Source organism: Acinetobacter sp. 1424608 (assembly GCF_000588255.1).
GTDB classification, from domain to species: Bacteria; Pseudomonadota; Gammaproteobacteria; order Pseudomonadales; family Moraxellaceae; genus Acinetobacter; species Acinetobacter nosocomialis.
This window is the reverse complement of record NZ_JFXL01000007.1, coordinates 130,210-156,759: the sequence shown is the minus strand read 5'-3', so window position 1 is coordinate 156,759 and position 26,550 is coordinate 130,210. Positions and strand designations below refer to the sequence as shown.

The window sequence follows — 26,550 nt, the reverse complement described above, 5'->3', positions numbered from 1 at the left end:
GAAAATATCCGAACGATCTTTAGCTATCCAGCCGAAATACGTCATGCAATTTATACAACAAATGCGATTGAGTCGTTGAATAGCGTAATACGCCATTCAACGAAGAAAAGGAAAATCTTTTCATCTGATGACTCAGTAAAGAAGGTCATTTACTTAGCAACATCAAATGCTGCGAAGAAATGGACGATGCCAATTCAAAATTGGCGTTTAGCAATGAATTGGTTTACGATTCAGTTCGATGATCGATTAAAAGATCATTTATAAAAAATGGAACTTACACAAAATAATTTACAGGCTCATCCAACGGCTCACGCTGAATTACTTGCAATTCGTGCAGCTAGCCAAGTTCTAGGAACTGCAAATTTAGAAGGTTGTTCTGTGTTTGCAAGTGGGCATCCATGTCCTATGTGTATGGCTGCAATGCGTTTAGCAGGTATAAAAACAGTTCATTATGCTTATTCTAATGAAGATGGCGCACCGTTTGGTTTATCTACAGCTGAAATATATGCTGATCTTGCAAAACCATTTGCTGAGCAGACTATGAAAATTGAATATGTACCTGTTCGATTTGAAGGCCGTACCGGAGTTTGATTATCGGATCGAATGTTATGTACCAGCAGCCAAACGGGTATTTGGATATTTCTGTTTACCTATTCTCTATCAAGATGAGTTGGTAGGCCGAATTGACTGTAAAGCGCATCGGAGTGTGAAAGAGTTAGAAGTAATTAGCTTACATTTAGAAAAAACAGTGAAAGATAAAGAGCATTTCTTTTTCGAGCTAGAGCAAGAACTCAAACGTTTTGCAGCATTTAATCAGTGTTTAGCTGTTAATGATAAAGTAAGTAAGCTTATTCGTATCAAGAATTAAATAAACACTATTTTTGGTTTAAAAATAAAACACCAAAAGAATTGAGGCTTTTGGTGTTTTTACTTGTTAGGTTAAAGACATACGATATTGAATAATGCCGGGCTTTTGTGCAATCCAGTCGTAGAGTTTTTGTGCTTTTTGATTGTTTTCTTGAGTATGCCAATATAAACGTTCACAGTTATGTTCGGTGGCTTGCTTCTGAACATACTCAATAAGTTGTTTACCAATGTGTCGTCCACGAACTTCAGGTGATACATACAGATCTTCTAAATAACAGTAGTTATTTTCTGCCCAAGTAGACCTATGAAACATATAAGTGACAAAACCTAAGATACCTTGTTTATTTTTGGCAACAGCACAATAAATGGGTTCTTTTTCATCGAAAAAACGCTCCCAAGTCATTTTTGTGATAGGGAGGGGTAAATTGACCTGATAGAAATTTTGATAGGCAACCCAATATTCTAACCATTGAGTATAGTCTTGTTGTTGAACTGGCGAGACTTTGATTATTTCATTTTGAATCATAATTACACTTCATTCTGACTGATTGATGAAATTATATGTTGGATATAAATAGTTTATAGAAACATTAAAGTATTAAAAACTAACACAATAAATCTAATGAGAAAAGAAATTGCTTATTTTTATGACTTTTTAAAATAAAAAATTTTTATTAATCTTATTTTAAGCTGACTTAATTATTATAAAAACATCAAAGCTCGTCTAAGTACACCTTTTAGCCACATTCTCCAGATGTGGCTCTTTTTATTTAAGTTTAAAAATTTAGAAAATGAAATAAATATAATTAACTTATTTATTTTTAATTAGCTAGAGAGATTTTTAATCTTCTTCCATAGCATTACTATAAAACTTAACACCAAGTTTAATACGATCTCGGCCATTACTCATACGCCAGCGATTTGTATCACGTAAAGAATAGACACAACCACAATATTCTTGCTGATAGAATTCTTCACGCTTACTAATTTCAATCATACGACTAGAGCCACCATTTTTTCGCCAGTTGTAGTCCCAGTACTGGATTTCTGAATAGTGTGAAGCAGCGCGAATCCCGCAATCGTTGATTTGTGCCATATTTTTCCATCTTGAAATGCCTAAAGAACTACTGATTAAGCTAAAACCATGTTCATAAGCATATAAAGCAGTACGTTCAAAGCGCATATCAAAACACATGGTACATCGAATACCACGTTCAGGTTCATTTTCCATTCCTTTAGCACGAGCAAACCAATTGTCTGTGTCATAATCTGCATCAATAAACGGAATATTATGTTTCTCTGCAAATCGAATATTTTCCTCTTTACGAATGAGATATTCTTTCACTGGATGGATATTAGGATTATAAAAGAATATAGAAAAGTCTATATTGGACTCAATTAATGCTTCCATGACTTCTCCAGAACAGGGAACACAACATGAATGAAGTAATAATTTATTATGTCCTAAAGGAAGTTCAAGTTTTTGTCTCTGAGTAGTCATAAGGAAAAAATCAAGATATATTTCTATATATTCTAAGTTTTTTAAATAAATATAGGAGTGAATTTTTTTCAATTCAAGATGAAAAATATTTAATTATTGATTTTAATATAGTTCTTAAAAAATAATTTAAATTATTTTTTATTTTATATAATAATATAAATATTATGTTTATGTAATTTTATAAGTATTAAGTTTGATTTTAAAATATTTGATCTAATTGAAAATGATAATTATTTTATATTCTGTTAACTATTTGTCTTTTATATATTTATTTTTTATAATTTGATAGCCAATTAGTGTGATAAACGTCACAAATAAGTATTATTTTTTAATTTTAAATATTTTTTTAGATTTATATTTTTATTAAATTTATACTAAAACAGTTATTCTATTTTTTTAATTTGAGTATGTGATATTTTAAGATATGGACGATTGGCAATGTAAGTATTGTAATGGTTACATTATGGTTAATCATTCAAATATAGAGGTAGGGGAAAAAGTTTACTTTTTGGTATATAAATTTGATGCAAAAAATGAAAGAAAAAAGCTATATAAAAAAGGAACAGTGATTGCACGCTGTGATAATATTTTACATATCGAATCGAGAAAAAAGACATATAAAATAGAAGAAGCTAAAGTCTATCCACTCGGCGCACCTATGCCATTTGTTTACAATATGTTTTGGGTTTGTGGCTGTGAAAATAGACCATAGCATTTTGTTTTATATGGCCTGACCCGAAGTATTAATTTAAAAGGTTTGATTGTTTTTTGTTCGTTTTTGGATATATATTCTTAATTCATTCTAGTAGTTTAAAATTTAGATAAATATTCTAAATGCTTGAACTGTTAAAATTAAATTGTCTTATTTGACAAAGTTTAAGCATCCTTTTATAAAACCTCAACTAAAGTTGTGATTAATAGAAATGACTGAAACGAATCAAAGCCGTTTGTTGACTGTAGGTGAAGTTGCAAAACGCAGTGGTGTTGCAGTTTCAACGCTTCATTTTTACGAGTCTAAAGGTTTAATTAAAAGTATAAGAACCAATGGTAATCAACGTCGTTTTACTTTAGTGGTGTTGCGTTACATTGCGATCATTAAAATTGCCCAAAAAGTTGGGATTCCATTAGATGAAATTAAACAAGCTTTAAGTAAGTATCCGATGGGGTCTAAATTAACTGCACAGCAATGGAAAGAGTTATCTCTTGATTGGCGGAAAAGTTTGGATGATCGTATTCAAAAACTTACGCGACTTAGAGATGAAATGGATTGGTGTATAGGTTGTGGGTGCTTGTCATTAGAACAATGTCCACTAAGAAATCCAAATGATGTATTGGGACAAGAAGGCGTTGGGGCACGTATTTTAGAAAGATCATAGTGCACAAATTTGTTAATTGATTCTATTGCTAATAATGTACCGCTTGGAATAATTAATTATTTTATAAGTTACTCTCTATGAAGGTTTTTTATTGTAAACAGTTTATATAAAACATGAATTTTTTTGATATCTTTAGTTTTTTTAGTAAGAAGTAAAATTTATGAAAAAAACTATCTTTCTTGGATTAGCGCTTGTTTCGTTAACGGCTTTTTTCGCAGGACAGCGAAAAGAATTAACTCCACCAAAAATTGGTTCACCAAATCCGGCAAGTCAATATTGTGTTGAACAAGGCGGAAAATTAGAAATTAGAAATGAAACAAATGGTCAGGTTGGATATTGTCATCTGCCAAATGGTCAAGTGGTCGAAGAGTGGAAATTATTCCGTGATAACCAAGCTAACTGCGTAGCAGAAGAAGCTCAAAAATTAGTGGGGTTATCTGGCTTAACTGATGACCAAATTAAGCAAAAAACGAAGTCAGAAATTGTACGTAAAGTAGCTCCTGGTCAGCCAATGACGATGGATTACCGTTCAAACCGAGTAACTGTTACCATTGATCCAGCAACTAAAAAAATTACCAACGCGAACTGCGGTTAATTTTTTAACTAAAAATTGATAGAAGACTGAATAAGAAAGCCTGTCAAAAGATGGGCTTTTATTCTTTTAGTTTAAGAAGAATGGAAGAGAGGATATTGCTTTTCGCTATGCTTATGAAGCTGATATAGCAGTTTTTATCTATTACAAAAAAAAGCCCCTAGCGGACTAGAGGCAGAAAAACTTCAGATGCAGGTAACAGGTGAATTATGCATCTGAGTTAAGTAGGTTGTATCAAACCATGTAAAGCACTTTACCAGTAAAAATGAGTAAAAATATGGAAGTGCGACTAATGGCTAATATGTGCTGTTTGTTATTTATACAAATTGATGTACTAAATTAATTTAAGAATTTTTCAAAACGTCTACGACAAAATTAAAAGCTTCAAAATCTGTGATTGTGTAGCAATTAGTTTAGAGAGAAGATTCAACCGTTGTCTTTTTATGCGACTACCCAATAGTTATTCGTGATTTGTACTTGGCTTAATGATAATTTTAGAGCTATCCGAAAGGACACAATAATGACGAACATACGAATAATAATGAATCGAAGGTAGGACTACGTGTTTATTAGTGTATTTGATCTTTTTAAAATTGGCATCGGCCCATCTAGCTCCCATACAGTTGGACCAATGCGTGCGGCATACAGTTTTGTGGATGATTTATTGAAGCAAAACGATTTACAGGTAACGGTTAGAGTTCAGGTAAAGTTATACGGTTCGCTGTCGGCAACCGGTGTCGGTCATGCGACAGATAAGGCTGTTCTGTTAGGTTTAATGGGTTTTGACCCTGAACATATCGATACCCAAGTAAGTACAAGCTTGATTGAAGATGTTCTTGAAAATAAAACAATCCAGCTTAATCGGCAAAAGAGTATTTCTTTTGACTATAAGCATGATGTGCTTTTTTTAGATGAATCTTTGCCTTATCACCCCAATGCAATGGAGTTAAGTGCGTATAACGAGGCTCAAGAAATTTTATATGCAGAAACTTACTATTCGGTTGGTGGTGGCTTTATTGTTAGCCAAAGACAATTAGCACACACCCAAACTGAAACTAACAATGTTAAGGTTCCATATCCATTTCACAGTGCGGCTGAACTTTTAAACTTATGTAAGACTCATCAGTTATCAGTAAGTGAGTTAATGCTTGAAAATGAAAAAAGCTGGCGTAGTGAGGCTGAGATTCGCAGCAAGATTATGGAAATCTGGAAAGTGATGCAGCAGTGCATTCACAACGGATTAATTAATGAAGGCATATTACCGGGCGGATTAAATGTAAAACGTCGGGCTAAAAAAATTCACGATAAGTTATTAAATAAGAAAAACTCAAACCTGATTGTGACGACCTTTCATGCCATGGAATGGGTTAATTTATTTGCCTTAGCGGTAAATGAAGAAAATGCCGCTGGCGGCCGAGTAGTGACGGCACCTACAAATGGGGCCGCAGGGATTATTCCGGCAGTTTTATATTACTACGTGACTTTCTCTAAAGATTTTTCCGAAGACAAAGTAGTTCGCTTTTTTCTAAGTGCGGCAGCCGTCGGCATTTTATGTAAACTCAATGCTTCTATTTCCGGTGCAGAAGTAGGGTGTCAGGGCGAAGTCGGCTCGGCGTGTGCGATGGCTTCGGCAGGTTTGGCCGAAATTTTAGGTGCCTCTCCTGAGCAAGTGGAACATGCGGCTGAAATTGGGCTTGAACATAACTTGGGTTTAACGTGTGACCCGATTGGTGGTTTGGTTCAGGTGCCTTGCATTGAACGAAATGCAATTGCAGCTGTAAAAGCCATTAATGCAGCCCAAATGGCACTTCATGATGATGATGAACACTTTGTCACGCTAGATAAAGTGATTCAAACCATGAAAGAAACAGGCAAAGATATGTCTGAGAAATATAAAGAGACTTCAAAAGGTGGCCTCGCTGTTAACGCCATTGAGTGCTAAAAAAAGAGATGGGGACGAGGTGACCCCATCTCTTTTTAAACATTAAGCCTCGCGAGCAACTAAAGTTAAAATGTCGTAAGTTGCGACAAGTTCACCGCGTTGGTTTTTGACTTTAATATCCCATACCACAACGCCATGCGCAGGCTGAGACGGGTCTTTTTGTGGTTTAGGTGTTTTTTGTTTACAGGTGAGTTCAACCTGAATCGAGTCACCAATTTTAACCGGTTCAACAAAGCGTAAGTTGTCCATACCATAATTGGCAATCACAGGGCCTTGTGCTGCGTCTACAAATAGCCCTGCCGCAGCAGACACGATAAAGTAACCGTGTGCAACGCGCTCACCAAAGAAAGACTCGGCTGCTGCGATTTTGTCAGTATGCGCATAGAAGTAGTCACCACTTAAACAAGCAAAATTGACAATATCTGCTTCGGTGACTGTACGGCGCGCCGTTAATAAACGTTCACCAATCACTAACTCATCAAAAGACTTTTTGAATGGATGTACGCGATCTTCGTTAACTTTCGAGCCAGCAGTCCATGAGTGGGTAATTTGTGTCAGACTGTTTGGAGAGCCTTGAATTGCAGTGCGCTGCATATAATGTTTAACGGCACGAATACCACCTAACTCTTCACCGCCACCTGCACGACCAGGGCCGCCATGTACTAAATGTGGAAGTGGTGAACCATGTCCTGTACTTTCTTTTGCTGACTCTGCATCGAGTACATGCACACGCCCATGCCAAGGCGCGATTTTTTGAATAAGCTGTTCAATATTTTCATCGTTATTTTTAACGACAGAAGCCACTAGGCTACCTTCACCACGTGAAACAAGGTCAGCGAGTTCTTCAATGTTTTGATATGGCATGAGTGTACATACCGGACCGAAAGCTTCCGTGGTATGAACATTCTTCGCTTGTAAAGGTTGTTCGCACACCAATAAAGTTGGAGCGAAAAAAGCGCCTTTTTCAGGATGGTCTGCATTAAATTTAAAGCTATTGTTGCCACCAAAAACAATTTTTGCATCTTTGCTGAGTTCGGCAACCTTTTCTGCAACGTCTTGTTTTTGTTTTATGCTCGCTAAAGCTCCCATGGTGGTTTCTTCTTTTTGAGGATCACCCACCACAACTTTAGCAAGTTTGGCAGTTAGCTTCTCTTGCACAGTCGCTAATAAATTTTCAGGAACGAAAGCACGACGAATTGCAGTACATTTTTGGCCTGCTTTGGTGGTCATTTCACGGAAGACTTCACGCACAAATAAATCGACAGTTTCTTCATTTGCCTCAGGGCTTAAAATTGCGCTGTTTACCGAGTCGGCTTCCATACTAAATGGAATCGAATATTTATTGAGGTGAGGGTGGTTACGTAGTTTTTGACCTGTGTAAGCAGAACCTGTAAAGGTGACACAGTCTTGTGGGCCTAGGTGCTCTAACAGGTCATAGGTCTGACCGCAAATAAGTTGTAGTGCGCCTTTTGGTAAGACATGTGTTTCCTCAATGGCTTTTACAACTGCTTGAGTTAATTGGGCACCATCGGTTGCTGGTTTCACTATACATGGCACGCCTGCTAGTAGAGCCGGTGCAATCTTTTCAAGCATTCCCCAAATTGGGAAGTTAAAAGCATTAATGTGAACGGCAACACCTGCTTTAGGGCTTAAAATGTGTTTAGCGCCGAAAGTGCCATTTTTAGATAATTGAATCCAGCTATCTTCAGTAATAATTTTTTCATCATTGAGTTCACGGCGAACCAGACTTGAATAAGCAAATAATGTCTGGATCCCGCCTTCAATATCAATCCACGCATCTTTACGAGTTGCGCCTGTCGCATAAGCAAGTTTGTAGAAGTCTTCCTTACGTTCAAGTAAATGTTGGGCAATTTGTTTTAACGCATTGGCACGTTGGTGAAACGTCCAGTTAGCCAGTTCTGAACCATTCTGTTTGGCATACTGAACAACACGTTTCATATCTATGCCATGACTACTTACGGCATAAATCGATTCACCTGTAATGGCATGATAAACGGTACGTAATTCTTCGTCAGACGAATGCCATGTTCCATAGACATAAGAAGCAAGATGAGGCAGCTGCTGTTCAGACTGCTGAAAATCTGTGTCAGTTGAGGTTCCTTCTAGGTGTGCTTGTTCAAGCATGACCAAACTCCTTTTTTATTTGATACATCAATTATAAAAATTTCAAAAATATGATTCATAATTTCAGATTAATTTGTATAAAAGTCAACTTTATTTTGATTTTTAAAAGTAAAAAAGTTTTTACATTTAACTTAATTTTATTAATTTCAATAGCTTGAATTGTTTTATTGTTGTGAATTTAATTTGATACTAAAAAATTAGTTGACTTTGCTTTTTGTGTATCGAAAAATAGATTTAAGGGTGATACCTACAGGGAATGAAAGAATGGAAAACATTTACCAGAAATTTGAACAAAATATTGCCAATGAAATTACGATCGAGGCTAAGGATCAAATGCCTGATGCCTACCGCAAAACATTGATTCGTCAAATCGGGCAACATGGCCATTCTGAAATTGTAGGTATGTTGCCTGAAGGAAACTGGATTACGCGTGCGCCGACTTTAAAACGTAAAGCGGTTTTGCTCGCGAAAGTACAAGATGAAGCGGGTCATGGTTTATATCTGTATAGCGCGGCAGAAACCTTAGGTGCTGACCGTGATGACATGATGGAAAAGTTGATTAATGGGAAAATGAAATACTCATCAATCTTTAACTATCCAACTTTGACTTGGGCAGATGTCGCTGCAATTGGTTGGCTTGTCGATGGGGCAGCCATTGTGAACCAAGTTGCGCTTTGCCGTACTTCATATGGGCCATATGCACGTGCGATGGTACGTATTTGTAAAGAAGAAAGTTTCCACCAACGTCAAGGTTTTGAAGCCATGATGGCTTTGGCAAACGGTACACCAGAACAAAAACAAATGGCACAAGATGCAGTGAACCGTTTCTGGTGGCCAGCACTGATGATGTTTGGTCCAAGTGATGAGCATTCTCCAAACAGTGCACAAAGCATGGCGTGGAAAATCAAACGTTTTAGTAATGACGAATTACGTCAAAAGTTTGTCGATAACACCGTACCACAAGTGTTGCAACTTGGCTTGGAAGTACCAGACCCAGATTTAAAGTTCAATGAAAAAACAGGCCACTATGAATTTGGCGAGATTGACTGGCACGAATTTAATGAAGTGATTGCTGGACGTGGACCATGTAATCACGAGCGTATCGAAGCACGCCGTAAAGCATGGGAAAACGGCAAATGGGTTCGTGATGCAGCAGTAGTCTATGCGAAAAAACAGCAGCTTGAAGCGAACAAAGTGGCTTAACAAGATTTATGGAAAAATTTGAGGAAATCAAAATGGAAGATAAGAACAACTGGTCGCTCTACGAAGTATTTGTACGTAGTAAACAAGGCTTAAGCCACCGTCATGTAGGCAGCTTAAGAGCACCTGATGATGAAATTGCACTACAGCATGCTCGTGATGTTTACACGCGCCGTAATGAAGGAATTAGCATTTGGGTGGTTCGTTCAGAACTGATTAAGTCATCACAGCCAGATGAAAAAGCTGAATTTTTCGATCCTTCTTTAGACAAGGTTTATCGTCACCCGACTTTTTACCATATCCCAGATGGCATTGAGCACATGTAAGGGGAATGGCAAATGAATCATTCAGTTTTATCTAAATTCTTATTACATATTGGCGACAGTCAACTGGTTTTATCTCAGCGTTTGGCTGAATGGTGCGGGCATGCACCTGAGCTAGAAATTGATATTGCCTTAGCAAATATCGGCTTGGACTTGTTAGGTCAAGCAAGAAACTTTCTGACTTTGGCTGGTCAATATGATGAAGCTAAACGTGATGAAGACCAACTTGCGTATTTCCGTACAGAACGTGAGTTTTTAAACCTATTGTTGTGTGAACAACCCAATGGCGATTTTGCTCAAACGATTGTGCGCCAGTGGTTGATGGACCATTACCATCTTCATTTATTTACGGCTTTAGCGCAAAGCTCACTTCCTGAATTAAGTGCGCTTGCTGTGAAATCTTTAAAAGAAGTGAAGTATCACATCCGTTTTTCAACAAGCTGGATGGAACGTTTAAGTTTAAGCACAGATGAAGCACATCAACGTGTGCAAGACGGATTAAATAATCTATGGCGCTTTACCGCTGAATTATTTGAACTGAGTGCAGACGAGAAAGCATTAGTTGCAGAAGGCGTGATTCCAGATTTTTCAAATGAAAAAGAGCAATGGAACCAAACCATTGCAGATGAGCTTAAGCGTTTTGAATTAAATGTTGCTGTTAATGGCTCTTATCGCCGCGGTGCAAAACAAGGGTTGCATACTGAGCATTTAGGTTATTTGTTGGCTGAAATGCAAAGTATTCAAAGAACTTATCCGGGAATGACCTGGTAAGACAAGGAGGTGAGCCATGCAAATGATTCGTCATTGCATCGACCAATGTTGGGATGTTCTACAAACGGTAAGTGACCCTGAAATTCCAGTTTTATCAGTTGTCGATTTAGGCATGATTCGCGGTGTAGAGATTAACGATCAACAAGAAATTATTGTTCGTCTAACTCCGACATATAGCGGATGCCCAGCAACAGATATGCTCAAAGCACAAATTGTGGAGGCATTTACCGCAGAAGCTTTGACACCGGTCAAAGTCATGGTCGATTTATCAGAAGCATGGACCACGGACTGGATGTCTGAAGCAGGGAAAAAGAAACTGCAAGTTTATGGCATTGCACCACCTGAAGGGTTGGCGCATCAGTGCGGAACTCACGTTCATTTAAATGATGGTGTCGAGTGCCCACGTTGTAAAAGCCGACATACCCGACTGTTAACAGAGTTTAGTTCCACCGCCTGTAAAGCACTTTATAAATGTCAGGACTGTCTTGAGCCTTTTGATTACTTCAAATGTATTTAAGTCTTTAGATAAGGAAATCAGCCATGAGCCAATTTGTACCATTAAAAGTAAAAAGTATTACGCCTCAAACCGATCAGGCAATTTGTATTGCATTTGACGTTGTACCTGAACAACAAGAACAATTTCAATTTCAACCGGGGCAACATCTAACCATTCGCCATTTAACCGAAGCGGGTGAAATCCGTCGTTGTTATTCAATTTGTAGCTATGCGGGCAAAGAAGACATCAGTATTGCGGTTAAAAAAATTGATCAGGGTCAATTTTCAAACTGGGCAAATGACCATTTAAAAGTGGGCGATGTGCTTGAAGTCATGCCACCACAAGGTGTGTTTTTTCAAAAAGCAGCCAAGATGGGCGGACAAAACTATTTAGGCGTTGCTGCGGGCAGTGGTATCACGCCAATTCTATCAATTATTAAACAAGTTTTATTTGAACAACCTGAAGCTAACTTTACCTTGCTCTATGGCAATCGCTCATGGAAACAAACCATGTTTGCCGAGCAAATTATGGATTTGAAAGATCAGTTTAAAGAACGCTTTCAACTCATCAATATTTTTTCTCGTGAGTTCAACGATAGCGAGCTAATGAACGGTCGTATTGATGCAGAAAAGCTTAAGCAACTTTTTGATTATGAAGTGCTTGAAACAAACTTTGACCATGTGTTTGCCTGCGGCCCAGACGAAATGATGAATGCTGTAGAAAACACGTTGCCGAACTTTGGTATTGCCAAAGAGCGCATTCACACCGAACGTTTCCATACAGGACAAGCGCGTAAACGTAGTGTTGAAGCGGATGCAAATCGTAAAGAAGAAAAAGTAAACATCATTTTAGATGGTCGTGAACTGATTGTTTCTGTGGCTCAGGAAGATGAAAGTATTCTTGATGCGGCTCTGCGTGCGGGTGCCGACTTACCGTATGCATGTAAAGGTGGGGTGTGTGCGACCTGTCGCTGTAAGGTGCTTTCAGGCGAAGTTGATATGTTCCTTAACTATAGTCTTGAAGAAGATGAAGTGGAAAAAGGCTATGTGCTGAGCTGTCAGACCTTACCAAAAGGCTCAAATGTTCGCTTGAGTTTTGATGAATAGAGGCTGTCATGCAAGAGTTGATCCAAGCCAGTACAGCTGCTGACGGTGTTTTGTTATTAACCCTAAACCGTCCGGAAAAAAGAAATGCCTTAAACAATGCAACATTGCAGTGTTTGTGCGAGTTGCTTGAAGAAGCTGAACATAATGCTCAAGTCAAAGCAGTGGTTTTAACGGGTAATGCTCAATGTTTTGCGGCTGGAGCAGATCTTAGTGAGCTAGCTGCAATGGACGCGGTGTCTTTGCAACTCGATATTCGCCCGAAGCTTTGGCAAAAAATTGATGCGTTTAGTAAGCCACTGATTACAGCAGTGAATGGCTATGCCTTAGGCGCTGGGTTCGAGTTGGTTTTGCATTCAGACATGGTGATTTGTGGTGAAAATGCCCGTTTTGCATTACCTGAAATTACCTTGGGTATGTTGCCGGGTGCAGGCGGAACACAGCGTTTAGCACGCTTGGTTGGACAACAGCTCACCATGCGCTGGGCCATGACAGGTGAGATGATTTCGGCAAAACAGGCAGAGCAACATGGCATTTGCAGTCAAGTGGTGCCGACTGAATTAACCGTTGAATATGCGGTTCAACTGGCAGCCAAGATTGCCAAACAAGCGCCTTTAGCGATTCGCGTGATTAAACAATCAATTAAAAGTATTCATGAAACAACCTTAAGTCAGGGACTCAAGTTTGAACGTCAAAACTTTGTCTGGTTGGCGGCTACAAAAGATCGAAACGAAGGGATTAATGCTTTCTTTGAGAAAAGAAAGCCAGTGTTTAGAGGTGAGTGATGGACTATCAAAATATTATTGCTGAAGAAAAAAATGGTGTTGGCTACCTAACTTTTAACCGCCCAAAAGCACTGAATAGCTTTAACGTTGATATGCACCGTGAAGTGGCTGAGGTTTTAAACCAGTGGACCAAAAATCCGGATGTCCGTTGTGTGGTGATTAGTGGCGAAGGCCGTGGCTTCTGTGCTGGGCAAGATTTAGGTGACCGTGTAGTTGACCCAAATGCTGAAGCTCCAGATTTAGGATATTCCATTGAAACTTACTATAACCCGCTCATTAAAACGATTGTAAATATGCCAAAGCCTGTGATTTGCGCGGTAAATGGTGTGGCAGCAGGTGCAGGGGCAAATATTGCACTGGCATGTGATTTGGTGATTGCAGCTAAATCGGCAAACTTTGTACAAGCATTTTGCCGTTTAGGTTTAGTTCCAGACTCTGCGGGTACATGGTTTTTACCACGTGCTGTAGGCCATGCACGTGCGATGGGATTGGCTTTGTTAGGTGACAAGCTACCGGCAGAAACCGCAAAAGAATGGGGCATGATTTGGGATGTGGTTGAAGATGCTGAACTTAAAACAAAAGTCACTGAACTCGCTGAACGTTTAGCGAAACAACCTACTTTTGGTTTATCTCTCATTAAAAAAGCGATTCATCAATCAAGCAATAACACCTTTGATGAGCAAATGCTTTTAGAGCGTGATTTACAACGTATTGCGGGTCGTTCAGAAGATTATCGTGAAGGGGTACAAGCCTTTATGAATAAACGTGAACCAAATTTTAAAGGGCGCTAAGCATGACAGATTTAGACTTATCTCGTGCCCGAATTGCTGTCATTGGTTCTGGCACAATGGGCATCGGCATTGCCCAGTTAGCCATCGTTAATGGGCACTCGACTGTTTTATATGATCTGGACGCTCAAAAAGCGCAACAAGCCGCTCAAGGCTTAGGGCAGACGTTTAAAAAGCTGGTTGAAAAGAACAAGCTCACAGAGCAGCAAGCTGATGAAGCTTTAGCGCGTTTAACGGTGGTCAATCAGGTTGAAGAACTGCGTGATGCTGACTTGGTCATTGAAGCGGTCGTCGAGAAAAAAGAAGTTAAACGGTCTTTATTTAAGCAACTCGCTGAAATTTGTAGTGCGCAAACCATTTTTGCAAGTAACACATCTTCAATTTCAGTGACTGCAATTGCGGCGGGCATTGCTCACCCTGAGCGCGTAGTGGGTTTACACTTTTTTAACCCTGCACCAGTCATGAAACTGGTTGAAATTGTACAAGGCTTAAAAACCCCCAACAGCTTATGTTTGGCTTTAAAAAACTTGATGTTGGGCTGGAAAAAAATTCCAGTACTCACCAAGTCGACTCCCGGATTTATTGTTAACCGAATTGCACGGCCGTTTTATGCAGAAGGCTTTAGAGCACTGCAAGAACAAGTCACCAGCTACGACCGACTAGACTATGCTTTAAAGCAATGTGGTGGTTTTGCGATGGGGCCTTGTGAACTCACCGACCTCATTGGGCAAGATGTTAACTTTTCGGTGACCCAAAGCGTTTACCAAGAGTTTTTTTACGAACCACGCTACCGTCCAAGCCTCATTCAAAAAGAATTGGTCGATGCAGGAGCTTGGGGCCGTAAGTCAAAACAAGGCTTTTACAGCTATAACGAAAAAAATCAGTACGAGACATTTCAGCCTCAAGCTGTGGTTGCCAAACCAGTCGATGCCCATATTCAGCTAAAAGGGACTTGGTCTCAGCTACCTGCTTTTTTAACGCGTTTAGGTTTAAAAAGCGGATCTGCGAGTGACGACAATATTCTTCAAATTGATGATATCGACTTACGCTTAAGCCAAGGTGATTCAGCCAATATTCATTACTTAAGCCGTAAAGTGGTTTTAATGGATTGGCACCATGATTTTGAGCACGCGGAAGCTTTAGTACTCAGTCATAACGAGCTTTGTGAAGCCAATGATCTGGCTAAAGTTGAAGCTTATTTTGCACAGTTTGGTATCAGCGTGATGTGGATTAAAGACCATCCGGCACTGTTAACCTTACGCACCATCGCTTTACTCATTAATGAAGCCTGTGAAGCAAGTTTACATGGTGTTGCGAGTCTGGAAGATATTGATAATGCCATGAAATATGGAGTGAATTATCCTAAAGGCCCTTACCAGTGGTTGACACAAATGGGTGGTGCTTATGTGCTCCAAACTTTAAATAACTTATATGCACTGTATGGAGAGGAAAAATATCGCGCGAGTATCTACCTCAAGCAATATGTAGCAAAAACTCAAAACATTGCTACTCAATATTCACGTGATATGACCGAATTTGCATAATCAGGAGTCAACATGGAAGACGTTTTAATTTGCGATTTTATTCGTACCCCAATTGGACGATATGCAGGTGCCCTAAGTGCTGTACGTGCAGATGATTTAGCTGCATTGCCCATCAAATATTTAAAAGATAAACACCCGAATCTACCGTGGAATACGGTAGACGAAGTGTTTTTGGGATGTGCCAACCAAGCAGGTGAAGACAACCGTAACGTTGCACGTATGGCAACACTCTTGGCAGGCTTACCTGATACAGTACCAGCCATGACCGTCAATCGTTTATGTGCTTCGGGTTTAGATACGGTAGGACTTGCAGCACGCTCAATTAAAGCAGGTGAAGCGCAGTTTGTGTTGGCAGGTGGTGTTGAGTCAATGAGCCGTGCGCCATTTGTACAAGCTAAACCGACCGAAGCCTTTAGCCGTACACCTGAAATTTATGACACCACGATTGGCTGGCGCTTTGTAAATAAGCAACTTAAAGCGCAATACGGTACCGACAGCATGCCTGAAACTGCCGAAAATGTAGCTGAAAAATATCAAATTAGTCGTGAAGACCAAGATGCGTTTGCATTGCGTAGCCAACAAAAAACGGCTGCTGCACAGCAAAACGGTTTCTTTAACGATGAGATTTTGCCTGTCGAGATTACAGACCGTAAGAAAAACGTGGTTGTGGTGAACCGTGATGAACATCCGCGTGAAACGACACTTGAAGCACTCGCAAAACTAAAAGCACCATTTAAAAAAGAAGGCGGTTCGGTGACTGCCGGAAATGCCTCTGGTGTAAATGACGGTGCCGCGTGTGTGTTAATTACCAACCGTGAATTTGCAGATACACATGGTTTAAAACCTTTAGCACGTGTAATTGGCATTGCAAGTGCAGGGGTTGAACCCAAATATATGGGTATAGGTCCTGTTCCGGCTGTGCAGAAAATTTTAAAGCAAACAGGTTTAACGCTAGATCAGATGGATGTGATTGAGCTGAATGAAGCATTCGCAGCCCAATCTTTAGCTTGTATGCGTGAGCTTGGTCTAAAAGATGACGATGAACGCGTGAACCCAAATGGCGGTGCGATTGCACTCGGACATCCGCTCGGTATGAGTGGTACACGTTTAGTGATTACGGCAACACGTGAGCTTAAAAAACGCGGCGGACGCTATGCACTTTGCACGATGTGTGTGGGTGTTGGACAAGGCGTTGCACTGATTTTGGAAAACTTAAATTAATTCAGACGGTTTTTAAAAATACATAATGAGGAGATAGGCGATGGACAGCCTCACAACGGATAATGTTGAACAATTAACACTTGCAGAGCTTAGAGAGCTGCAAACGAAACGGTTAAAGCAAACCCTGACTTTTGTATATGAAAATAGTCCGGTCTATAAGAAAAAGTTCGATGAAGCAGGTGTGCATCCTGATGACTTCGTGACTTTAGACGATTTGGCAAAGTTTCCATTTACCACTAAACAAGATTTAAGAGACAACTATCCGTTTGGAATGTTTGCCGTACCGCAAGAGCAAATTGTGCGTTTACATGCATCATCGGGCACAACGGGTAAACCGACTGTGGTGGGTTATACCCAAAAAGATATTAATACTTGGTCGGACATTGTTGCGCGTTGCTTACGCATGGCAGGTTTAACCGCGAAAGATATGGTTCAGGTGGCTTATGGCTATGGACTCTTTACAGGTGGTTTAGGCGCACATTATGGTGCCGAGCGCTTAGGTGCAACGGTTATTCCAATGTCTGGCGGCCAAACTGAAAAGCAAGTTCAGCTTATTCAAGACTTTAAACCTACCGCAATTATGGTTACGCCATCGTATTGCGTGAGTATTATTGAAAAGCTGGAGCAACAATTTGGTACTGCACGTAATACGTCTTTAAAAGTCGGTATTTTTGGTGCCGAGCCGTGGACTAACGAACTGCGCCGTGAAATTGAAGAACGTCTTAATATTAAAGCACTCGATATTTATGGTTTGTCTGAGGTAATGGGTCCGGGTGTTGCCATGCAGTGCTTAGGTGAGGGCGAAGGGCTAACCATTTGGGAAGATCATTTCTACCCAGAAATTATTAACCCTGAAACAGGTGAAGTCTGTAAAGATGGCGAACTTGGCGAGCTCGTCTTTACGACTATTACCAAAGAAGGCTTACCGATTATTCGTTACCGTACCCGCGATTTGACCCGCTTACTACCGGGTGAAAATCTGGCAATGCGCAAAATGGATAAAATTGTGGGCCGTAGCGATGACATGCTAATTATTCGCGGCGTAAACGTTTTCCCGACTCAAATTGAAGAGCAAATTTTGCAAGTTCCGCATTTAGTTCCAAATTATGAAATTTTGGTGACTAAAAAAGGCCATATGGATACTTTGCATATTCGTACAGAGATGTGTCATAACTGTACTATACAGGCCAATCAACTTGCTCAGGAGTTGATGAAACGTATTAAAACCATGATTGGGATTAGCGTTACTGTAGAAGTTGTGACAGAAGCGACCTTACCTCGTTCGGAAGGTAAGGCAAAGCGGGTAATCGATATGCGTCAGATTGCTTAACATCAAGATCATTCAGGGTATAGAATCTATACCCTGAAACTAAACGCCAAGACATGAGTATGAGTGCAAAAATACAGCAAATAATTGATTCTGTTGTAAAGAATGAAACCTTAAGTGGAACTTCGCTTATTTCGACAATTTTTGGAGATTCAGTACTTCATCGGGGTGGAAACATTAGTCTTGCAAGCCTGATTCAGTTATTAGAGCTATTTGGTTTTAATGACCGTGCTGTAAGAACCTCTGTTTTTCGTTTAGTTAAAAATGATTGGTTATGTTCAGACAAAATCGGCAGAACCAGCTTTTATCGAATTACAGATTCGAGCCGTTCGACTTATTTGCAAGCCGAGCAACGCATTTACAACGACCAGATGAAAGAGTGGGACCATTATTGGGATCTTATTCTGATGTCTAGCCTCGATACTGAAAATAAAGCGTTGTTAAAGAAAGAACTCGAATGGTTAGGATTTGCCAATATTTCGACAAACCTAATGGCTTATCCGGGTTGTAACCGTATTGAACTGCAACGCTTGTTGGTTGACTTAAATATGAGTGAGCAAGTGGTGGTGTTCAAAGCCGAAACCTTGCAGCTCTTTAATAATTCGGTCGATACCATTGGACGTATGCTTAGAACCAACTGGCCTATCGATGAATTACGTCAAAGATATCTACAGTTTCTCGATATTTTTAGAGAAATTGGCGTGTTGCTGATGCAGGAAAATGAACAACTCGAACCAGTTCAGGCCTTTCAAATTCGAACTTTGCTGATTCATTATTATCGACGGATTTTATTGAAAGACCCAGCACTACCGCTTGAGTTGTTGCCAACTGACTGGCCCGCGATTAGTGCACGAACGTTATCAATGAATATTTATAAAAAAGTATTTGAACCTGCCGATGAATACTTCTTGTCTGTTGCCGCAACAGCAGAAGGACCAATGCCAAGTGCCACAGCACATTATTGGCGCCGTTTCGGAGGTTTGGTGGCGACAAATGAGAGGTTAAATCATGCCTTGTTATAGTATTGACGGTGTTATTCCCGTCGTTAGCCCAGAAGCTTTTGTACACCCAACTGCTGTTTTAATTGGTGATGTGATTATTGAAGGGGGCGTATATGTGGGACCATTTGCGTCATTGCGTGCCGATTTTGGCCGTATCCATATTAAGCAAAATGCCAATATACAAGATAGCTGCACCGTACATGGTTTTCCGCAAAGCGTGACTCTAGTTGAGGAAATGGGGCACATTGGGCATGGGACAACTTTGCATGGCTGCCGCATTGGAAAAAATGTTTTGGTCGGCATGAACAGCGTAATTTTGGACTATGCCGAAATTGGTGAAAACACCATTATTGGTGCAAATAGCTTGGTCAAAACCAAAGATATTATTCCGGCAAATGTATTGGCAATGGGCAGTCCTGCCAAGGTTGCACGTGATTTGTCAGAACAAGAAAAAAAATGGAAAACCAGAGGTACGCAAGAATACATTGAACTTGCACAGCGCTGCTTAAACACAATGCAAGAGGTTCAGCCTTTAAGCTCAGAGTTGGATGACCGCCTGACCTATAAGGACTTTAGTGCTTCAAACTATCAGATTAAACAAGATAGCGTTTAATGGCTTTTAATCAGTCGATTTCAATATAGATAGATTTATAACACTTAAGGAATACTCGCACGAGTAGGGAGACGTTTGTGCAAAAAATGGAAACCAACGCGGTTGATCAATTCGCAGAGCTATTGGGTGTACAAGTGCTGCATCGCAGTTTTGATGAAGCGCGTTGCAAGCTTAATGTGAAAGACGAACACATGAATGCATTGGGTGGCGTGCATGGCGGTGTCATATTTTCTTTAGCCGATATTGCTTTTGCGATGGCTTGTAATGCAGGGGATGCGCCATATACAGGCTTACAGGCGGATATTCGCTATATGAGCGGTGCGAAAGATCGGGTGTTATTTGCAACGGCTACCAAGGTCGGAAGTAGTAAAAAATTTGCCCATTATGAAGTGGTGATAACAGACGGTTTGAATAATAGAGTCGCTTTGTTTACATCTACGTGTTACAGACTTGCGCCGTGAATGGCTTGCATACAGTTAGTAAACAAACTAGAGTGTAGAAAAACTACTTCTTTATTTTTTCATGTTATCTCGTCGAAAACTTCCATCCTTAAATGCTTTGCGTGCTTTTGAAACAGCGGGCAGGAAGTTAAGTTTTCGCGCTGCTGCTGAAGAATTAGGTGTTACGCAAGGTGCTATTGCCCAACAAGTTCGTGCATTAGAAGATCATTTAAACGTTACTTTATTTCAACGGCTTCCACGAGGACTCTCTTTGACTCCTGAAGGAGCAAAATATCTGGTCAATATCACTCGTGCTTTTGATATTCTTACTGATTCGACAGAATTACTTTTAGATCAGCCTGATAGCGTTACTATAAGTGTCACACCAACTGTTGCTGCCAAACTTTTAATTCCTCGGTTAGGCGATTTACATACTCTATTACCTGACATTAACCTACATACATTAGCTACTGAAGCAGTATCTGACTTTGATCGGGATCAGGTTGATATTGCTATCAGGCTAACCACAAAATCATTTCCAGAGAATTTAGAAACACAATTATTGTTTCGTCAGGAACTCGTAGCTGTCGCAAGTCCTTATTTTGTCAAAGATTTAACGTTGCCATTAAAACGTGAACAGTTATTATCAATGCCACTTCTGCACGATGCACACGATCAATGGCCAAAATTTCTAAATACATTCGCCAAGTTGTCAGGGCCTATATTTAATCAAACCACTCTGGCGTTGGACGCTGCTGTGTCAGGGCAAGGAATAGCTTTAGCATGTCGAGCATTTGTAGAAGCAGATATTAAGTCAGGAAAACTAGTACAAGTTATTTCCGAAACTAAAATTGTTGAGCCAAGTTATTTTCTTGTCAGAAAAAAAGTTCCACATCCGAATGACAAAGTAGATCAAATTTGGAAATGGTGTATTGAATATTTAGGTACAGAGCAAGATTAAAAAGAGAGTTTTATTGCGGTGATGAGTTTAACTCTAATCTTGAAGGGATAATGGTTTAGCAATTTATCCCTTCAAATTTTTATTAAGATTCATTATACCGAGCGAGTTAAGCCACCATCTACTCGAATATTCTGCCCTGTAATATAAGCAGCACTATAAGATGCAAGGAAAGCAACTGTATCTGCTATCTCTTCTTTTGAACCATATCGCTTCATTGGAACATTGTTAGTGCGTTCATCTATTTCTGGCTGAGTATCAATCCATCCAGGTAAAACATTATTAATACGGATATTATCAATCGCATATGTATCTGCACAAATTTTGGTAAATGCTGCCAATCCAGAACGAGCAACTGCCGAAGTTGGAAATAGTGAGCTAGGCTCAAATGTCCATGCACTAGAAATATTGATAATTACACCTTGCTTTTGTTTTTGCATTACAGGAATAACTAAACGTATAGGTCGTACAGCATTAAGAAAGTAAGTGTCTATACCATCATGCCAATCTTGGTCTGTTAATTCTAAAATTTCCTTGCGGGGACCATGTCCTGCACTGTTAACCAAAACATCTATTCGTCCCCAGCGAGAAAGCGTTTCATCAATAAGGCGTTGAACATCGTCTATTGATTGATTTGATCCGGTAATACCTAGACCATTCAATTGGTTTGCGAGAGCTTCACCTTTTCCTGATGAAGAAAGAATCGCAATATTAAATCCATCTGCTGCTAATTTTTTTGCAATCGCTGCGCCCATACCACTTCCCGCAGCCGTAATAATAGCGACTTTCTCAGACATAATTTTTACCTCTTAATTTCATTAAAAATATGAAACATTTAACAAATTTAAAGATGATGTTAAAATTTAAGAGGGTGGTGAGCAAACGATATATATTCGTTAAACCCAGTAGAAAATCTATTGTCTTAAGCAATATGCGACTCGTAGTTATTAGAAAAAAGTATCCTAAAAATAATTGAAACTGATGATTTATTAGACATTTCAAATTTTTATTAAATTTCTAAGGGAAAGCTAGAACTCGTTTATATATGTCTTCACACAAATCTGTATCTGTGTGCTGATAATATTTTTTCTCAATGTGCGGTTACCAAAGCTTTTGTAAGACTTTGCGCATTATGAGGTGGTGATAACAGACGGTTTGAATAATAGAGTCGCGTTATTTACGTTACGTGTTACAGACTTGCGCCGTGATGTGTGGTTAGTTTTAAGCAGAGTGGTTGGGCTTATTTACGCACATTTTCACTTATTAGTTCCGTTTTGATAAAACTAATTCCTGACTTTCATTGTAAAAAGTTAAGGTATAGCTTTTTAAGGTTTTCCCATTCGAACTGATACAAAATTTTCCTGACACTGGAACTTTCCATTCTGATCCAACATTGCTTGCTAAGCCAATCCATGCGTGTCCATTAAAAGTAAATACTCGTTCCTTTTTTATATGGAAGTCTTCAAAATAAATGGCATCACACCAAAATTTGTCAGTGTTATCAAAGTCTTTTTTAGAGAATTTCCAACAACTTAAAATTGAAAAGTTGCTTTCAAACCATTCATCCTTGTAGTTGAGGTGAATATAGTTATGAATGGCCTCGGCCGTAAGTTTCTCTAATTGTAGAACCCTTCGCTGAATGCGTCTTTTACTCGAATAAATGAACTTTGTGTGTTTTTCTTCTTGGTATTCATTTCTTTCCATAGTTTTAAATATTACTTAGCAATTTGTCTAAAGTTAGTTAGCGTATTCATAAAATTTGAATAGAGGCCGGTTTAGGGGAGTGTCGCTACATATTTTATTAATTCACTTAGAGCCGATTCAACTGAATTAATCGGTACATGTTCAGCGTATATAATTTCTTCAGTTAAGTTTGGATATATAAAAAATGGATTTTTATGTAACTTAAATAAGAAAAAAATGGATTCTTGATTCCGAACCCCAATTTTTGAAAAATCGTCAAAAGTTTCCTCTAAGGTTAATCTGTAATGTTCAATCAACTCTTGGTTTACGCAGAGATTTTCTAAAAAGTTTTCAATAGTTAAATTATAGTTTTTATGGAAGGGCCCTTGCACTAATGCCTTTAAATCTCCAATAAAGCTAGGCATGTATGTTGGTGAATCTAATGTACCAAATGAAAGTCCATTAATATTGATTGTAAGAGGTAAAAGATTCTTTTGAGGATTGATATTAAGAATAGTAAAAGAAAATTCTTTCGTACCAATTTCCATGTTGGCCAAGAAACTGAGGCCGTCACGCCTTATCTCAAAGCGGTGTTAGGGCTAATGGGCATTCATGACGTCGATTTTATTTATGCAGAAGGCTTAGACATGCAAGCTTATCGCAGCAATGCATTAGATCTGGCAAGCCAGCAAGTCAAAGAATTCGCTATTTAAAATTATGGGTTGAAACTCTTGTACCTCTAATTGATAACAAGAGTTTCTAAATCTATTTAAATTACATTTCTGAGTTCATTTGCCGTGTTGCGTAGCAATGGCAAAATTTGCTGAACCAAATAATCTTCTTGTACACGGTTAGTTTGAGACATGCAGTTAAGCGCAGCAATAGCTTGACCTTGGGCGTTAAATACGGGCACTGCAATCGCAATCACACCAAGCTCATGTTCTTCTTTAGAAAGACAATAATCCGATAATGAAATACCCTTAAGCACTTCAAAAAACTTTGACTCATCTACAATGGTAAAAGGCGTTAAGCGTTTTAAACCGTAATTTTTTACCCACGTATGCTGAGCTTCTTCAGGGAGTGCTGCCAGCAATACTTTACCTGTAGACGTGGCATGGGCAGGGAGTCGGTTTCCTAAATGCATACCATACGGGCTAACACGCAAATTATCTTGCTGCGGTAAATAACTGCGGGCAATCGGCACCACTTCGTTATCGTCTAACACCACAATTGAAAAAGTCAGAGACGTCTGCGCGCACAAAAGATTTAGAAATGATTGAGCAACTTTAGGCAGGTGGGCAGAGCTTAAATAAGAACTCGAAAAACGCAGCACGCGATGGGTTAACCAAAAGTAGTGTTCATCGGTTTCCAAATAGCCTAAGTATTTTAAAGTTTTTAGATAACGCCTTGCCGCTGTACGACTAATACTGGTTCGTTCTGCCACTTGAGTGACATTAAGCCGTTGCCGATCTGTTCCAAAAGCTTCCAATAAAGCCAAGCCTTTTGCTAATCCTGCAATGTAGTCATCTTGACGAATTTTCTCATGCGAGTTCGGGTGCTCTAGAAAAGCATCGAGAGAAGGCATCCTTTCATTCCTGCTATTTTGGTTGTTTCTGTCCGCTATTCGGACAAACTAAATGATAAACGGTTATTTTCGTCTTGGATACATAGTGAACAAAACTTAAAGCCAGTAATTTAAAAGTCAGGATGAAACAAGGATGAAGTTATGGATATTTTAAAGACACAGGTTGCAATTATTGGTTCTGGACCAGCAGGGTTATTGCTTGGGCAACTTCTATATAAAGCTGGCATCGATCATATTATTGTTGAGCAACGTAGTGCTGAATATGTGGCTTCACGGATTCGTGCAGGAATTTTAGAGCAAGTTTCGGTCGACTTACTCAAACAAGCAGGCGTTGACCAAAACTTAAAAGATAAAGGATTACCGCATTCGGGTATTGAAATCTTAACCAATGGTGAAAAGCATCGGGTTGATTTGGCAGCACTTACAGGTGGTAAACAAGTAACTGTATATGGCCAGACCGAAGTCACCAAAGATTTAATGTCTGCGCGTGAAGCAGCACAGCTTACTTCATTTTATGAAGCTCAAAATGTACAGGTAAAAGATTTCTACACGGCACCAAAAGTTGAGTTTGAGTACCAAGGTAAAGCTTTTCAAATTCAGTGTGACTTTATAGCAGGGTGTGATGGCTACCACGGTGTCTGTCGTGCCAGCGTGCCAGAAGATAAAATTAAGACCTTTGAAAAAGTTTATCCGTTTGGCTGGTTAGGGGTGTTGGCAGACGTTCCACCTGTAGCCGATGAACTCATTTACGTACAGTCAGAACGTGGATTTGCTTTATGTAGTATGCGTTCAGAGACGCGTAGCCGTTATTATTTACAAGTCCCTTTAACAGATCACATCGAGGACTGGTCGGATGAAAAGTTTTGGGATGAGTTAAAAAACCGCCTAGATCCCGAAAGCCGTGAAAAGTTAGTGACAGGACCTTCTATTGAAAAAAGTATTGCGCCGTTACGTAGCTTTGTGACCGAGCCAATGCGTTTCGGAAAACTATTTTTAGCAGGTGATGCTGCACATATTGTTCCACCGACTGGAGCAAAAGGTTTAAATCTCGCTGCATCTGATATTGCTTATTTATCAAGCGCACTCATTGAATATTATGCCGAAGGTTCTGAACAAGGGATAAATGAATACTCAGAAAAATGCCTACAACGTGTATGGAAAGCAGAGCGTTTTTCTTGGTGGATGACTCATTTATTGCATCGTTTTGAAACTGAAAGTGAGTTTGATCATAAGATTAAACAAGCCGAGTTAAGTTATGTACTAGGTTCAATTGCGGGTAAAACCATATTAGCTGAAAACTATGTCGGTTTGCCTTATGAGATTAAGCAAATAGATCGTTTTAAGCACGCAAGCTAAAGACTAAGTAAAAATAAAAAGGGCATGAAAATGCTCTTTTTTTTATATAAAAATTTAAGTGGGCCGTACTAGCTTAAGAGATTGTTTTGCTTAAAAAATCAGCATTAATAAAAGCTTTTGTCACATTTTTTCAGTATATTGCTATTAATTTCTTTATTTATAAATTCTAAGTTTGTATGGAACAGGACCAAGCACGCATACCTAAATATATTCCTATTCGCGATGCAATTGCCCATGATATTGAATCTGGCGTATTAGAAGCCCACGCAAAACTCCCATCAGAAAGAGTGCTTTCTGAACAGTTCCAAACCACTCGTGTGGCTGCACGTGAAGCTTTACTGGCTTTGGAAACCGATGGTTTGATTTATCGATTAGATCGCCGTGGTTGGTATGTTCGTTCTCCTCGTATTATTTATCATCCGCAATCGACAAAAAACTTTAATCAGTTTGTGATTGAACAAGGCTATGAACCATCTACAGAAGTAATTTCGAGTGAACTGACTCAGGCTACTTCTTGGGATGCCAAGCATTTAAAAGTTGAAAAAGGGCATCCGATTTATTCAGTTTGGCGACGTCGTTGTATTAATGGTCGCCCTGTTTTGGTTGAGCATTTACGGGTGAATGCCGAACTTTTCCCTGAGTTTTTAACTCATGATCTTAAGCAATCCATTACTTTACTCATGGCAAATCAATATGACTGCCATATCACCCGAGCTGACATTAACCTGTATCCAACTGCTTTATCTGAACAACAGGCTAAAGCACTGCATGTGAATGTTGGGGCACTGGGTTTATATATTTGCCGTAGCAACAGAAATGAAGAAGGCGTAATTACCGATGTTGACCAAGAATATTGGCTACATGATGTTTTAGATTTACATTTCGAAGCGCGAGCGTAAAAATACAATCTGGTTTAAACCAGATTAATTAAAC

At 39.3% G+C, this 26,550-nt stretch carries 29 protein-coding genes and 3 pseudogenes; 25 read left to right on the top strand and 7 right to left on the bottom strand.

All coding sequences use genetic code 11. The features are described 5' to 3' along the window. From J678_RS23110 to J678_RS23105, 3 genes and pseudogenes are all read left to right on the top strand, one after another. On the top strand, positions 1-264 hold a 264-nt coding region (locus tag J678_RS23110; RefSeq protein ID WP_017482080.1), incomplete at its 5' end, for an IS256 family transposase. Between the two features lie 3 nt (positions 265-267). Beyond that, positions 268-591, top strand: a complete 324-nt coding sequence (locus tag J678_RS13375; RefSeq protein WP_017394252.1) for a nucleoside deaminase — start codon at positions 268-270, stop codon at positions 589-591. Continuing rightward, positions 569-868, top strand: a pseudogene (locus J678_RS23105) (DNA glycosylase AlkZ-like family protein); the annotation flags it as partial. The gene J678_RS13375 and the pseudogene J678_RS23105, both read left to right, overlap by 23 nt. A gap of 66 nt (positions 869-934) precedes the next feature. On the opposite strand, the gene J678_RS13370 reads toward J678_RS23105, so the two are convergent. Together J678_RS13370 and J678_RS13365 are read right to left on the bottom strand one after the other, a co-directional pair. After that, positions 935-1,393, bottom strand: coding sequence for a GNAT family N-acetyltransferase (locus J678_RS13370; protein WP_017394254.1), 459 nt, complete (start codon positions 1,391-1,393; stop codon positions 935-937). A 315-nt stretch (positions 1,394-1,708) separates the two neighbouring features. Beyond that, positions 1,709-2,368 carry an epoxyqueuosine reductase QueH gene (locus tag J678_RS13365; RefSeq protein ID WP_079378119.1) on the bottom strand — a complete coding sequence of 220 codons (660 nt, stop codon included), beginning with the start codon at positions 2,366-2,368 and terminating at the stop codon, positions 1,709-1,711. A 424-nt stretch (positions 2,369-2,792) separates the two neighbouring features. On the opposite strand from J678_RS13365, the gene J678_RS13360 reads away from it, so the two are divergent. The 4 genes from J678_RS13360 (at position 2,793) to J678_RS13345 (ending at position 6,278) form a co-directional block, all read left to right on the top strand. After that, a complete protein-coding gene (locus J678_RS13360; RefSeq protein ID WP_016804812.1) occupies positions 2,793-3,080 on the top strand; it encodes a hypothetical protein in 288 nt (95 codons plus the stop codon). A 211-nt stretch (positions 3,081-3,291) separates the two neighbouring features. Further along, positions 3,292-3,744, top strand: a complete 453-nt coding sequence (soxR, locus tag J678_RS13355) for a redox-sensitive transcriptional activator SoxR (RefSeq protein ID WP_002048264.1) — start codon at positions 3,292-3,294, stop codon at positions 3,742-3,744. Positions 3,745-3,904: 160 nt separating this feature from the next. After that, the gene (locus tag J678_RS13350) at positions 3,905-4,339 is read left to right on the top strand and encodes an I78 family peptidase inhibitor (RefSeq protein WP_032027347.1); all 435 of its coding nucleotides are present in this window, start codon (positions 3,905-3,907) and stop codon (positions 4,337-4,339) included. Between the two features lie 559 nt (positions 4,340-4,898). Next, on the top strand, positions 4,899-6,278 hold the full coding sequence (locus J678_RS13345; protein WP_017392999.1) for an L-serine ammonia-lyase: 1,380 nt from the start codon (positions 4,899-4,901) through the stop codon (positions 6,276-6,278). Positions 6,279-6,320: 42 nt separating this feature from the next. Here J678_RS13345 and paaZ read toward each other — a convergent pair whose 3' ends face one another. Next, positions 6,321-8,423: a phenylacetic acid degradation bifunctional protein PaaZ gene (gene paaZ, locus J678_RS13340; protein WP_017392998.1), complete on the bottom strand. Its 2,103-nt coding sequence runs from the start codon at positions 8,421-8,423 to the stop codon at positions 6,321-6,323. Between the two features lie 264 nt (positions 8,424-8,687). Here paaZ and paaA point away from each other — a divergent pair, with 264 nt between their 5' ends. From paaA to J678_RS13270, 14 genes are all read left to right on the top strand, one after another. Continuing rightward, the gene (gene paaA / locus J678_RS13335; RefSeq protein WP_017392997.1) at positions 8,688-9,626 is read left to right on the top strand and encodes a 1,2-phenylacetyl-CoA epoxidase subunit PaaA; all 939 of its coding nucleotides are present in this window, start codon (positions 8,688-8,690) and stop codon (positions 9,624-9,626) included. A 32-nt stretch (positions 9,627-9,658) separates the two neighbouring features. Then, entirely contained in the window at positions 9,659-9,949 is a 291-nt protein-coding gene (paaB, locus tag J678_RS13330) for a 1,2-phenylacetyl-CoA epoxidase subunit PaaB (RefSeq protein ID WP_000389648.1), read from the top strand. A 12-nt stretch (positions 9,950-9,961) separates the two neighbouring features. Then, positions 9,962-10,717, top strand: coding sequence for a 1,2-phenylacetyl-CoA epoxidase subunit PaaC (gene paaC / locus J678_RS13325; protein WP_017392996.1), 756 nt, complete (start codon positions 9,962-9,964; stop codon positions 10,715-10,717). 16 nt (positions 10,718-10,733) lie between these two features. Next, entirely contained in the window at positions 10,734-11,234 is a 501-nt protein-coding gene (gene paaD, locus J678_RS13320) for a 1,2-phenylacetyl-CoA epoxidase subunit PaaD (RefSeq protein ID WP_001177938.1), read from the top strand. 23 nt (positions 11,235-11,257) lie between these two features. After that, positions 11,258-12,319: a 1,2-phenylacetyl-CoA epoxidase subunit PaaE gene (paaE, locus tag J678_RS13315; RefSeq protein WP_004709490.1), complete on the top strand. Its 1,062-nt coding sequence runs from the start codon at positions 11,258-11,260 to the stop codon at positions 12,317-12,319. Positions 12,320-12,327: 8 nt separating this feature from the next. Beyond that, on the top strand, positions 12,328-13,101 hold the full coding sequence (locus J678_RS13310) for an enoyl-CoA hydratase-related protein (protein WP_017392995.1): 774 nt from the start codon (positions 12,328-12,330) through the stop codon (positions 13,099-13,101). Next, a complete protein-coding gene (gene paaG / locus J678_RS13305) occupies positions 13,101-13,892 on the top strand; it encodes a 2-(1,2-epoxy-1,2-dihydrophenyl)acetyl-CoA isomerase PaaG (RefSeq protein ID WP_002046513.1) in 792 nt (263 codons plus the stop codon). The genes J678_RS13310 and paaG overlap by 1 nt, the downstream gene beginning before the upstream one ends. A gap of 2 nt (positions 13,893-13,894) precedes the next feature. Further along, positions 13,895-15,433: a 3-hydroxyacyl-CoA dehydrogenase gene (locus tag J678_RS13300; RefSeq protein WP_017392994.1), complete on the top strand. Its 1,539-nt coding sequence runs from the start codon at positions 13,895-13,897 to the stop codon at positions 15,431-15,433. 12 nt (positions 15,434-15,445) lie between these two features. Further along, positions 15,446-16,654 (top strand): 3-oxoadipyl-CoA thiolase, encoded by a 1,209-nt coding sequence (gene pcaF / locus J678_RS13295; RefSeq protein WP_017392993.1) that lies wholly within the window; start codon positions 15,446-15,448, stop codon positions 16,652-16,654. Between the two features lie 40 nt (positions 16,655-16,694). After that, a complete protein-coding gene (paaK, locus tag J678_RS13290) occupies positions 16,695-17,984 on the top strand; it encodes a phenylacetate--CoA ligase PaaK (protein WP_000377865.1) in 1,290 nt (429 codons plus the stop codon). A gap of 53 nt (positions 17,985-18,037) precedes the next feature. After that, entirely contained in the window at positions 18,038-19,003 is a 966-nt protein-coding gene (gene paaX / locus J678_RS13285; protein ID WP_079378120.1) for a phenylacetic acid degradation operon negative regulatory protein PaaX, read from the top strand. Next, entirely contained in the window at positions 18,990-19,595 is a 606-nt protein-coding gene (locus J678_RS13280) for a carbonic anhydrase (protein WP_017392991.1), read from the top strand. Before paaX ends, J678_RS13280 begins: the two co-directional genes overlap by 14 nt. Positions 19,596-19,672: 77 nt before the next feature. After that, on the top strand, positions 19,673-20,056 hold the full coding sequence (locus J678_RS13275; RefSeq protein WP_017392990.1) for a PaaI family thioesterase: 384 nt from the start codon (positions 19,673-19,675) through the stop codon (positions 20,054-20,056). 61 nt (positions 20,057-20,117) lie between these two features. Next, complete coding sequence (locus tag J678_RS13270) at positions 20,118-20,996, top strand: LysR substrate-binding domain-containing protein (RefSeq protein ID WP_017392989.1); 879 nt, start codon at positions 20,118-20,120, stop codon at positions 20,994-20,996. 92 nt (positions 20,997-21,088) lie between these two features. On the opposite strand, the gene J678_RS13265 is transcribed toward J678_RS13270, so the two are convergent. Beyond that, positions 21,089-21,790, bottom strand: a complete 702-nt coding sequence (locus tag J678_RS13265) for an SDR family oxidoreductase (RefSeq protein ID WP_017392988.1) — start codon at positions 21,788-21,790, stop codon at positions 21,089-21,091. A 325-nt stretch (positions 21,791-22,115) separates the two neighbouring features. Between J678_RS13265 and J678_RS23540 the strand changes: the two are divergent. Next, positions 22,116-22,201, top strand: a pseudogene (locus J678_RS23540) (phenylacetic acid degradation protein); the annotation flags it as partial. A gap of 55 nt (positions 22,202-22,256) precedes the next feature. On the opposite strand, the gene J678_RS13260 reads toward J678_RS23540, so the two are convergent. Further along, complete coding sequence (locus J678_RS13260; protein WP_017392987.1) at positions 22,257-22,697, bottom strand: hypothetical protein; 441 nt, start codon at positions 22,695-22,697, stop codon at positions 22,257-22,259. Between the two features lie 71 nt (positions 22,698-22,768). After that, the gene (locus tag J678_RS23855; RefSeq protein WP_017392986.1) at positions 22,769-23,224 is read right to left on the bottom strand and encodes a hypothetical protein; all 456 of its coding nucleotides are present in this window, start codon (positions 23,222-23,224) and stop codon (positions 22,769-22,771) included. On the opposite strand from J678_RS23855, the pseudogene J678_RS23100 reads away from it, so the two are divergent. Next, positions 23,210-23,389 (top strand): annotated as a pseudogene (locus J678_RS23100) (NAD(P)H-dependent oxidoreductase); the annotation flags it as partial. The gene J678_RS23855 and the pseudogene J678_RS23100 sit on opposite strands and share 15 nt — an antisense overlap. A gap of 56 nt (positions 23,390-23,445) precedes the next feature. On the opposite strand, the gene pobR reads toward J678_RS23100, so the two are convergent. Continuing rightward, a complete protein-coding gene (gene pobR / locus J678_RS13250) occupies positions 23,446-24,261 on the bottom strand; it encodes an IclR family transcriptional regulator PobR (RefSeq protein ID WP_017392984.1) in 816 nt (271 codons plus the stop codon). Between the two features lie 141 nt (positions 24,262-24,402). Here pobR and pobA point away from each other — a divergent pair, with 141 nt between their 5' ends. Together pobA and J678_RS13240 are read left to right on the top strand one after the other, a co-directional pair. Further along, positions 24,403-25,617 (top strand): 4-hydroxybenzoate 3-monooxygenase, encoded by a 1,215-nt coding sequence (pobA, locus tag J678_RS13245; protein ID WP_017392983.1) that lies wholly within the window; start codon positions 24,403-24,405, stop codon positions 25,615-25,617. A gap of 176 nt (positions 25,618-25,793) precedes the next feature. Next, positions 25,794-26,516: a UTRA domain-containing protein gene (locus J678_RS13240; protein ID WP_002048349.1), complete on the top strand. Its 723-nt coding sequence runs from the start codon at positions 25,794-25,796 to the stop codon at positions 26,514-26,516. Positions 26,517-26,550 lie beyond the last annotated feature (34 nt).

Excerpts from the sequence above, each read along its gene's own strand:
- paaC (WP_017392996.1), top strand. The coding sequence starts at position 9,962 with ATGAATCATTCAGTTTTATCTAAATTCTTATTACATATTGGCGACAGT.
- J678_RS13270 (WP_017392989.1), top strand. The coding sequence starts at position 20,118 with ATGTTATCTCGTCGAAAACTTCCATCCTTAAATGCTTTGCGTGCTTTT.
- J678_RS13375 (WP_017394252.1), top strand. The coding sequence starts at position 268 with ATGGAACTTACACAAAATAATTTACAGGCTCATCCAACGGCTCACGCT.
- paaZ (WP_017392998.1), bottom strand. The coding sequence starts at position 8,423 with ATGCTTGAACAAGCACACCTAGAAGGAACCTCAACTGACACAGATTTT.
- paaB (WP_000389648.1), top strand. The coding sequence starts at position 9,659 with ATGGAAGATAAGAACAACTGGTCGCTCTACGAAGTATTTGTACGTAGT.
- J678_RS13365 (WP_079378119.1), bottom strand. The coding sequence starts at position 2,368 with ATGACTACTCAGAGACAAAAACTTGAACTTCCTTTAGGACATAATAAA.
- paaA (WP_017392997.1), top strand. The coding sequence starts at position 8,688 with ATGGAAAACATTTACCAGAAATTTGAACAAAATATTGCCAATGAAATT.
- J678_RS13370 (WP_017394254.1), bottom strand. The coding sequence starts at position 1,393 with ATGATTCAAAATGAAATAATCAAAGTCTCGCCAGTTCAACAACAAGAC.
- J678_RS13265 (WP_017392988.1), bottom strand. The coding sequence starts at position 21,790 with ATGTCTGAGAAAGTCGCTATTATTACGGCTGCGGGAAGTGGTATGGGC.
- J678_RS13260 (WP_017392987.1), bottom strand. The coding sequence starts at position 22,697 with ATGGAAAGAAATGAATACCAAGAAGAAAAACACACAAAGTTCATTTAT.
- J678_RS13310 (WP_017392995.1), top strand. The coding sequence starts at position 12,328 with ATGCAAGAGTTGATCCAAGCCAGTACAGCTGCTGACGGTGTTTTGTTA.
- J678_RS13240 (WP_002048349.1), top strand. The coding sequence starts at position 25,794 with ATGGAACAGGACCAAGCACGCATACCTAAATATATTCCTATTCGCGAT.
- J678_RS13350 (WP_032027347.1), top strand. The coding sequence starts at position 3,905 with ATGAAAAAAACTATCTTTCTTGGATTAGCGCTTGTTTCGTTAACGGCT.
- J678_RS13360 (WP_016804812.1), top strand. The coding sequence starts at position 2,793 with ATGGACGATTGGCAATGTAAGTATTGTAATGGTTACATTATGGTTAAT.
- J678_RS23855 (WP_017392986.1), bottom strand. The coding sequence starts at position 23,224 with ATGGAAATTGGTACGAAAGAATTTTCTTTTACTATTCTTAATATCAAT.
- paaK (WP_000377865.1), top strand. The coding sequence starts at position 16,695 with ATGGACAGCCTCACAACGGATAATGTTGAACAATTAACACTTGCAGAG.
- paaG (WP_002046513.1), top strand. The coding sequence starts at position 13,101 with ATGGACTATCAAAATATTATTGCTGAAGAAAAAAATGGTGTTGGCTAC.
- paaE (WP_004709490.1), top strand. The coding sequence starts at position 11,258 with ATGAGCCAATTTGTACCATTAAAAGTAAAAAGTATTACGCCTCAAACC.
- paaX (WP_079378120.1), top strand. The coding sequence starts at position 18,038 with ATGAGTATGAGTGCAAAAATACAGCAAATAATTGATTCTGTTGTAAAG.
- soxR (WP_002048264.1), top strand. The coding sequence starts at position 3,292 with ATGACTGAAACGAATCAAAGCCGTTTGTTGACTGTAGGTGAAGTTGCA.
- pobA (WP_017392983.1), top strand. The coding sequence starts at position 24,403 with ATGGATATTTTAAAGACACAGGTTGCAATTATTGGTTCTGGACCAGCA.
- J678_RS13280 (WP_017392991.1), top strand. The coding sequence starts at position 18,990 with ATGCCTTGTTATAGTATTGACGGTGTTATTCCCGTCGTTAGCCCAGAA.
- pcaF (WP_017392993.1), top strand. The coding sequence starts at position 15,446 with ATGGAAGACGTTTTAATTTGCGATTTTATTCGTACCCCAATTGGACGA.
- pobR (WP_017392984.1), bottom strand. The coding sequence starts at position 24,261 with ATGCCTTCTCTCGATGCTTTTCTAGAGCACCCGAACTCGCATGAGAAA.
- paaD (WP_001177938.1), top strand. The coding sequence starts at position 10,734 with ATGCAAATGATTCGTCATTGCATCGACCAATGTTGGGATGTTCTACAA.
- J678_RS13300 (WP_017392994.1), top strand. The coding sequence starts at position 13,895 with ATGACAGATTTAGACTTATCTCGTGCCCGAATTGCTGTCATTGGTTCT.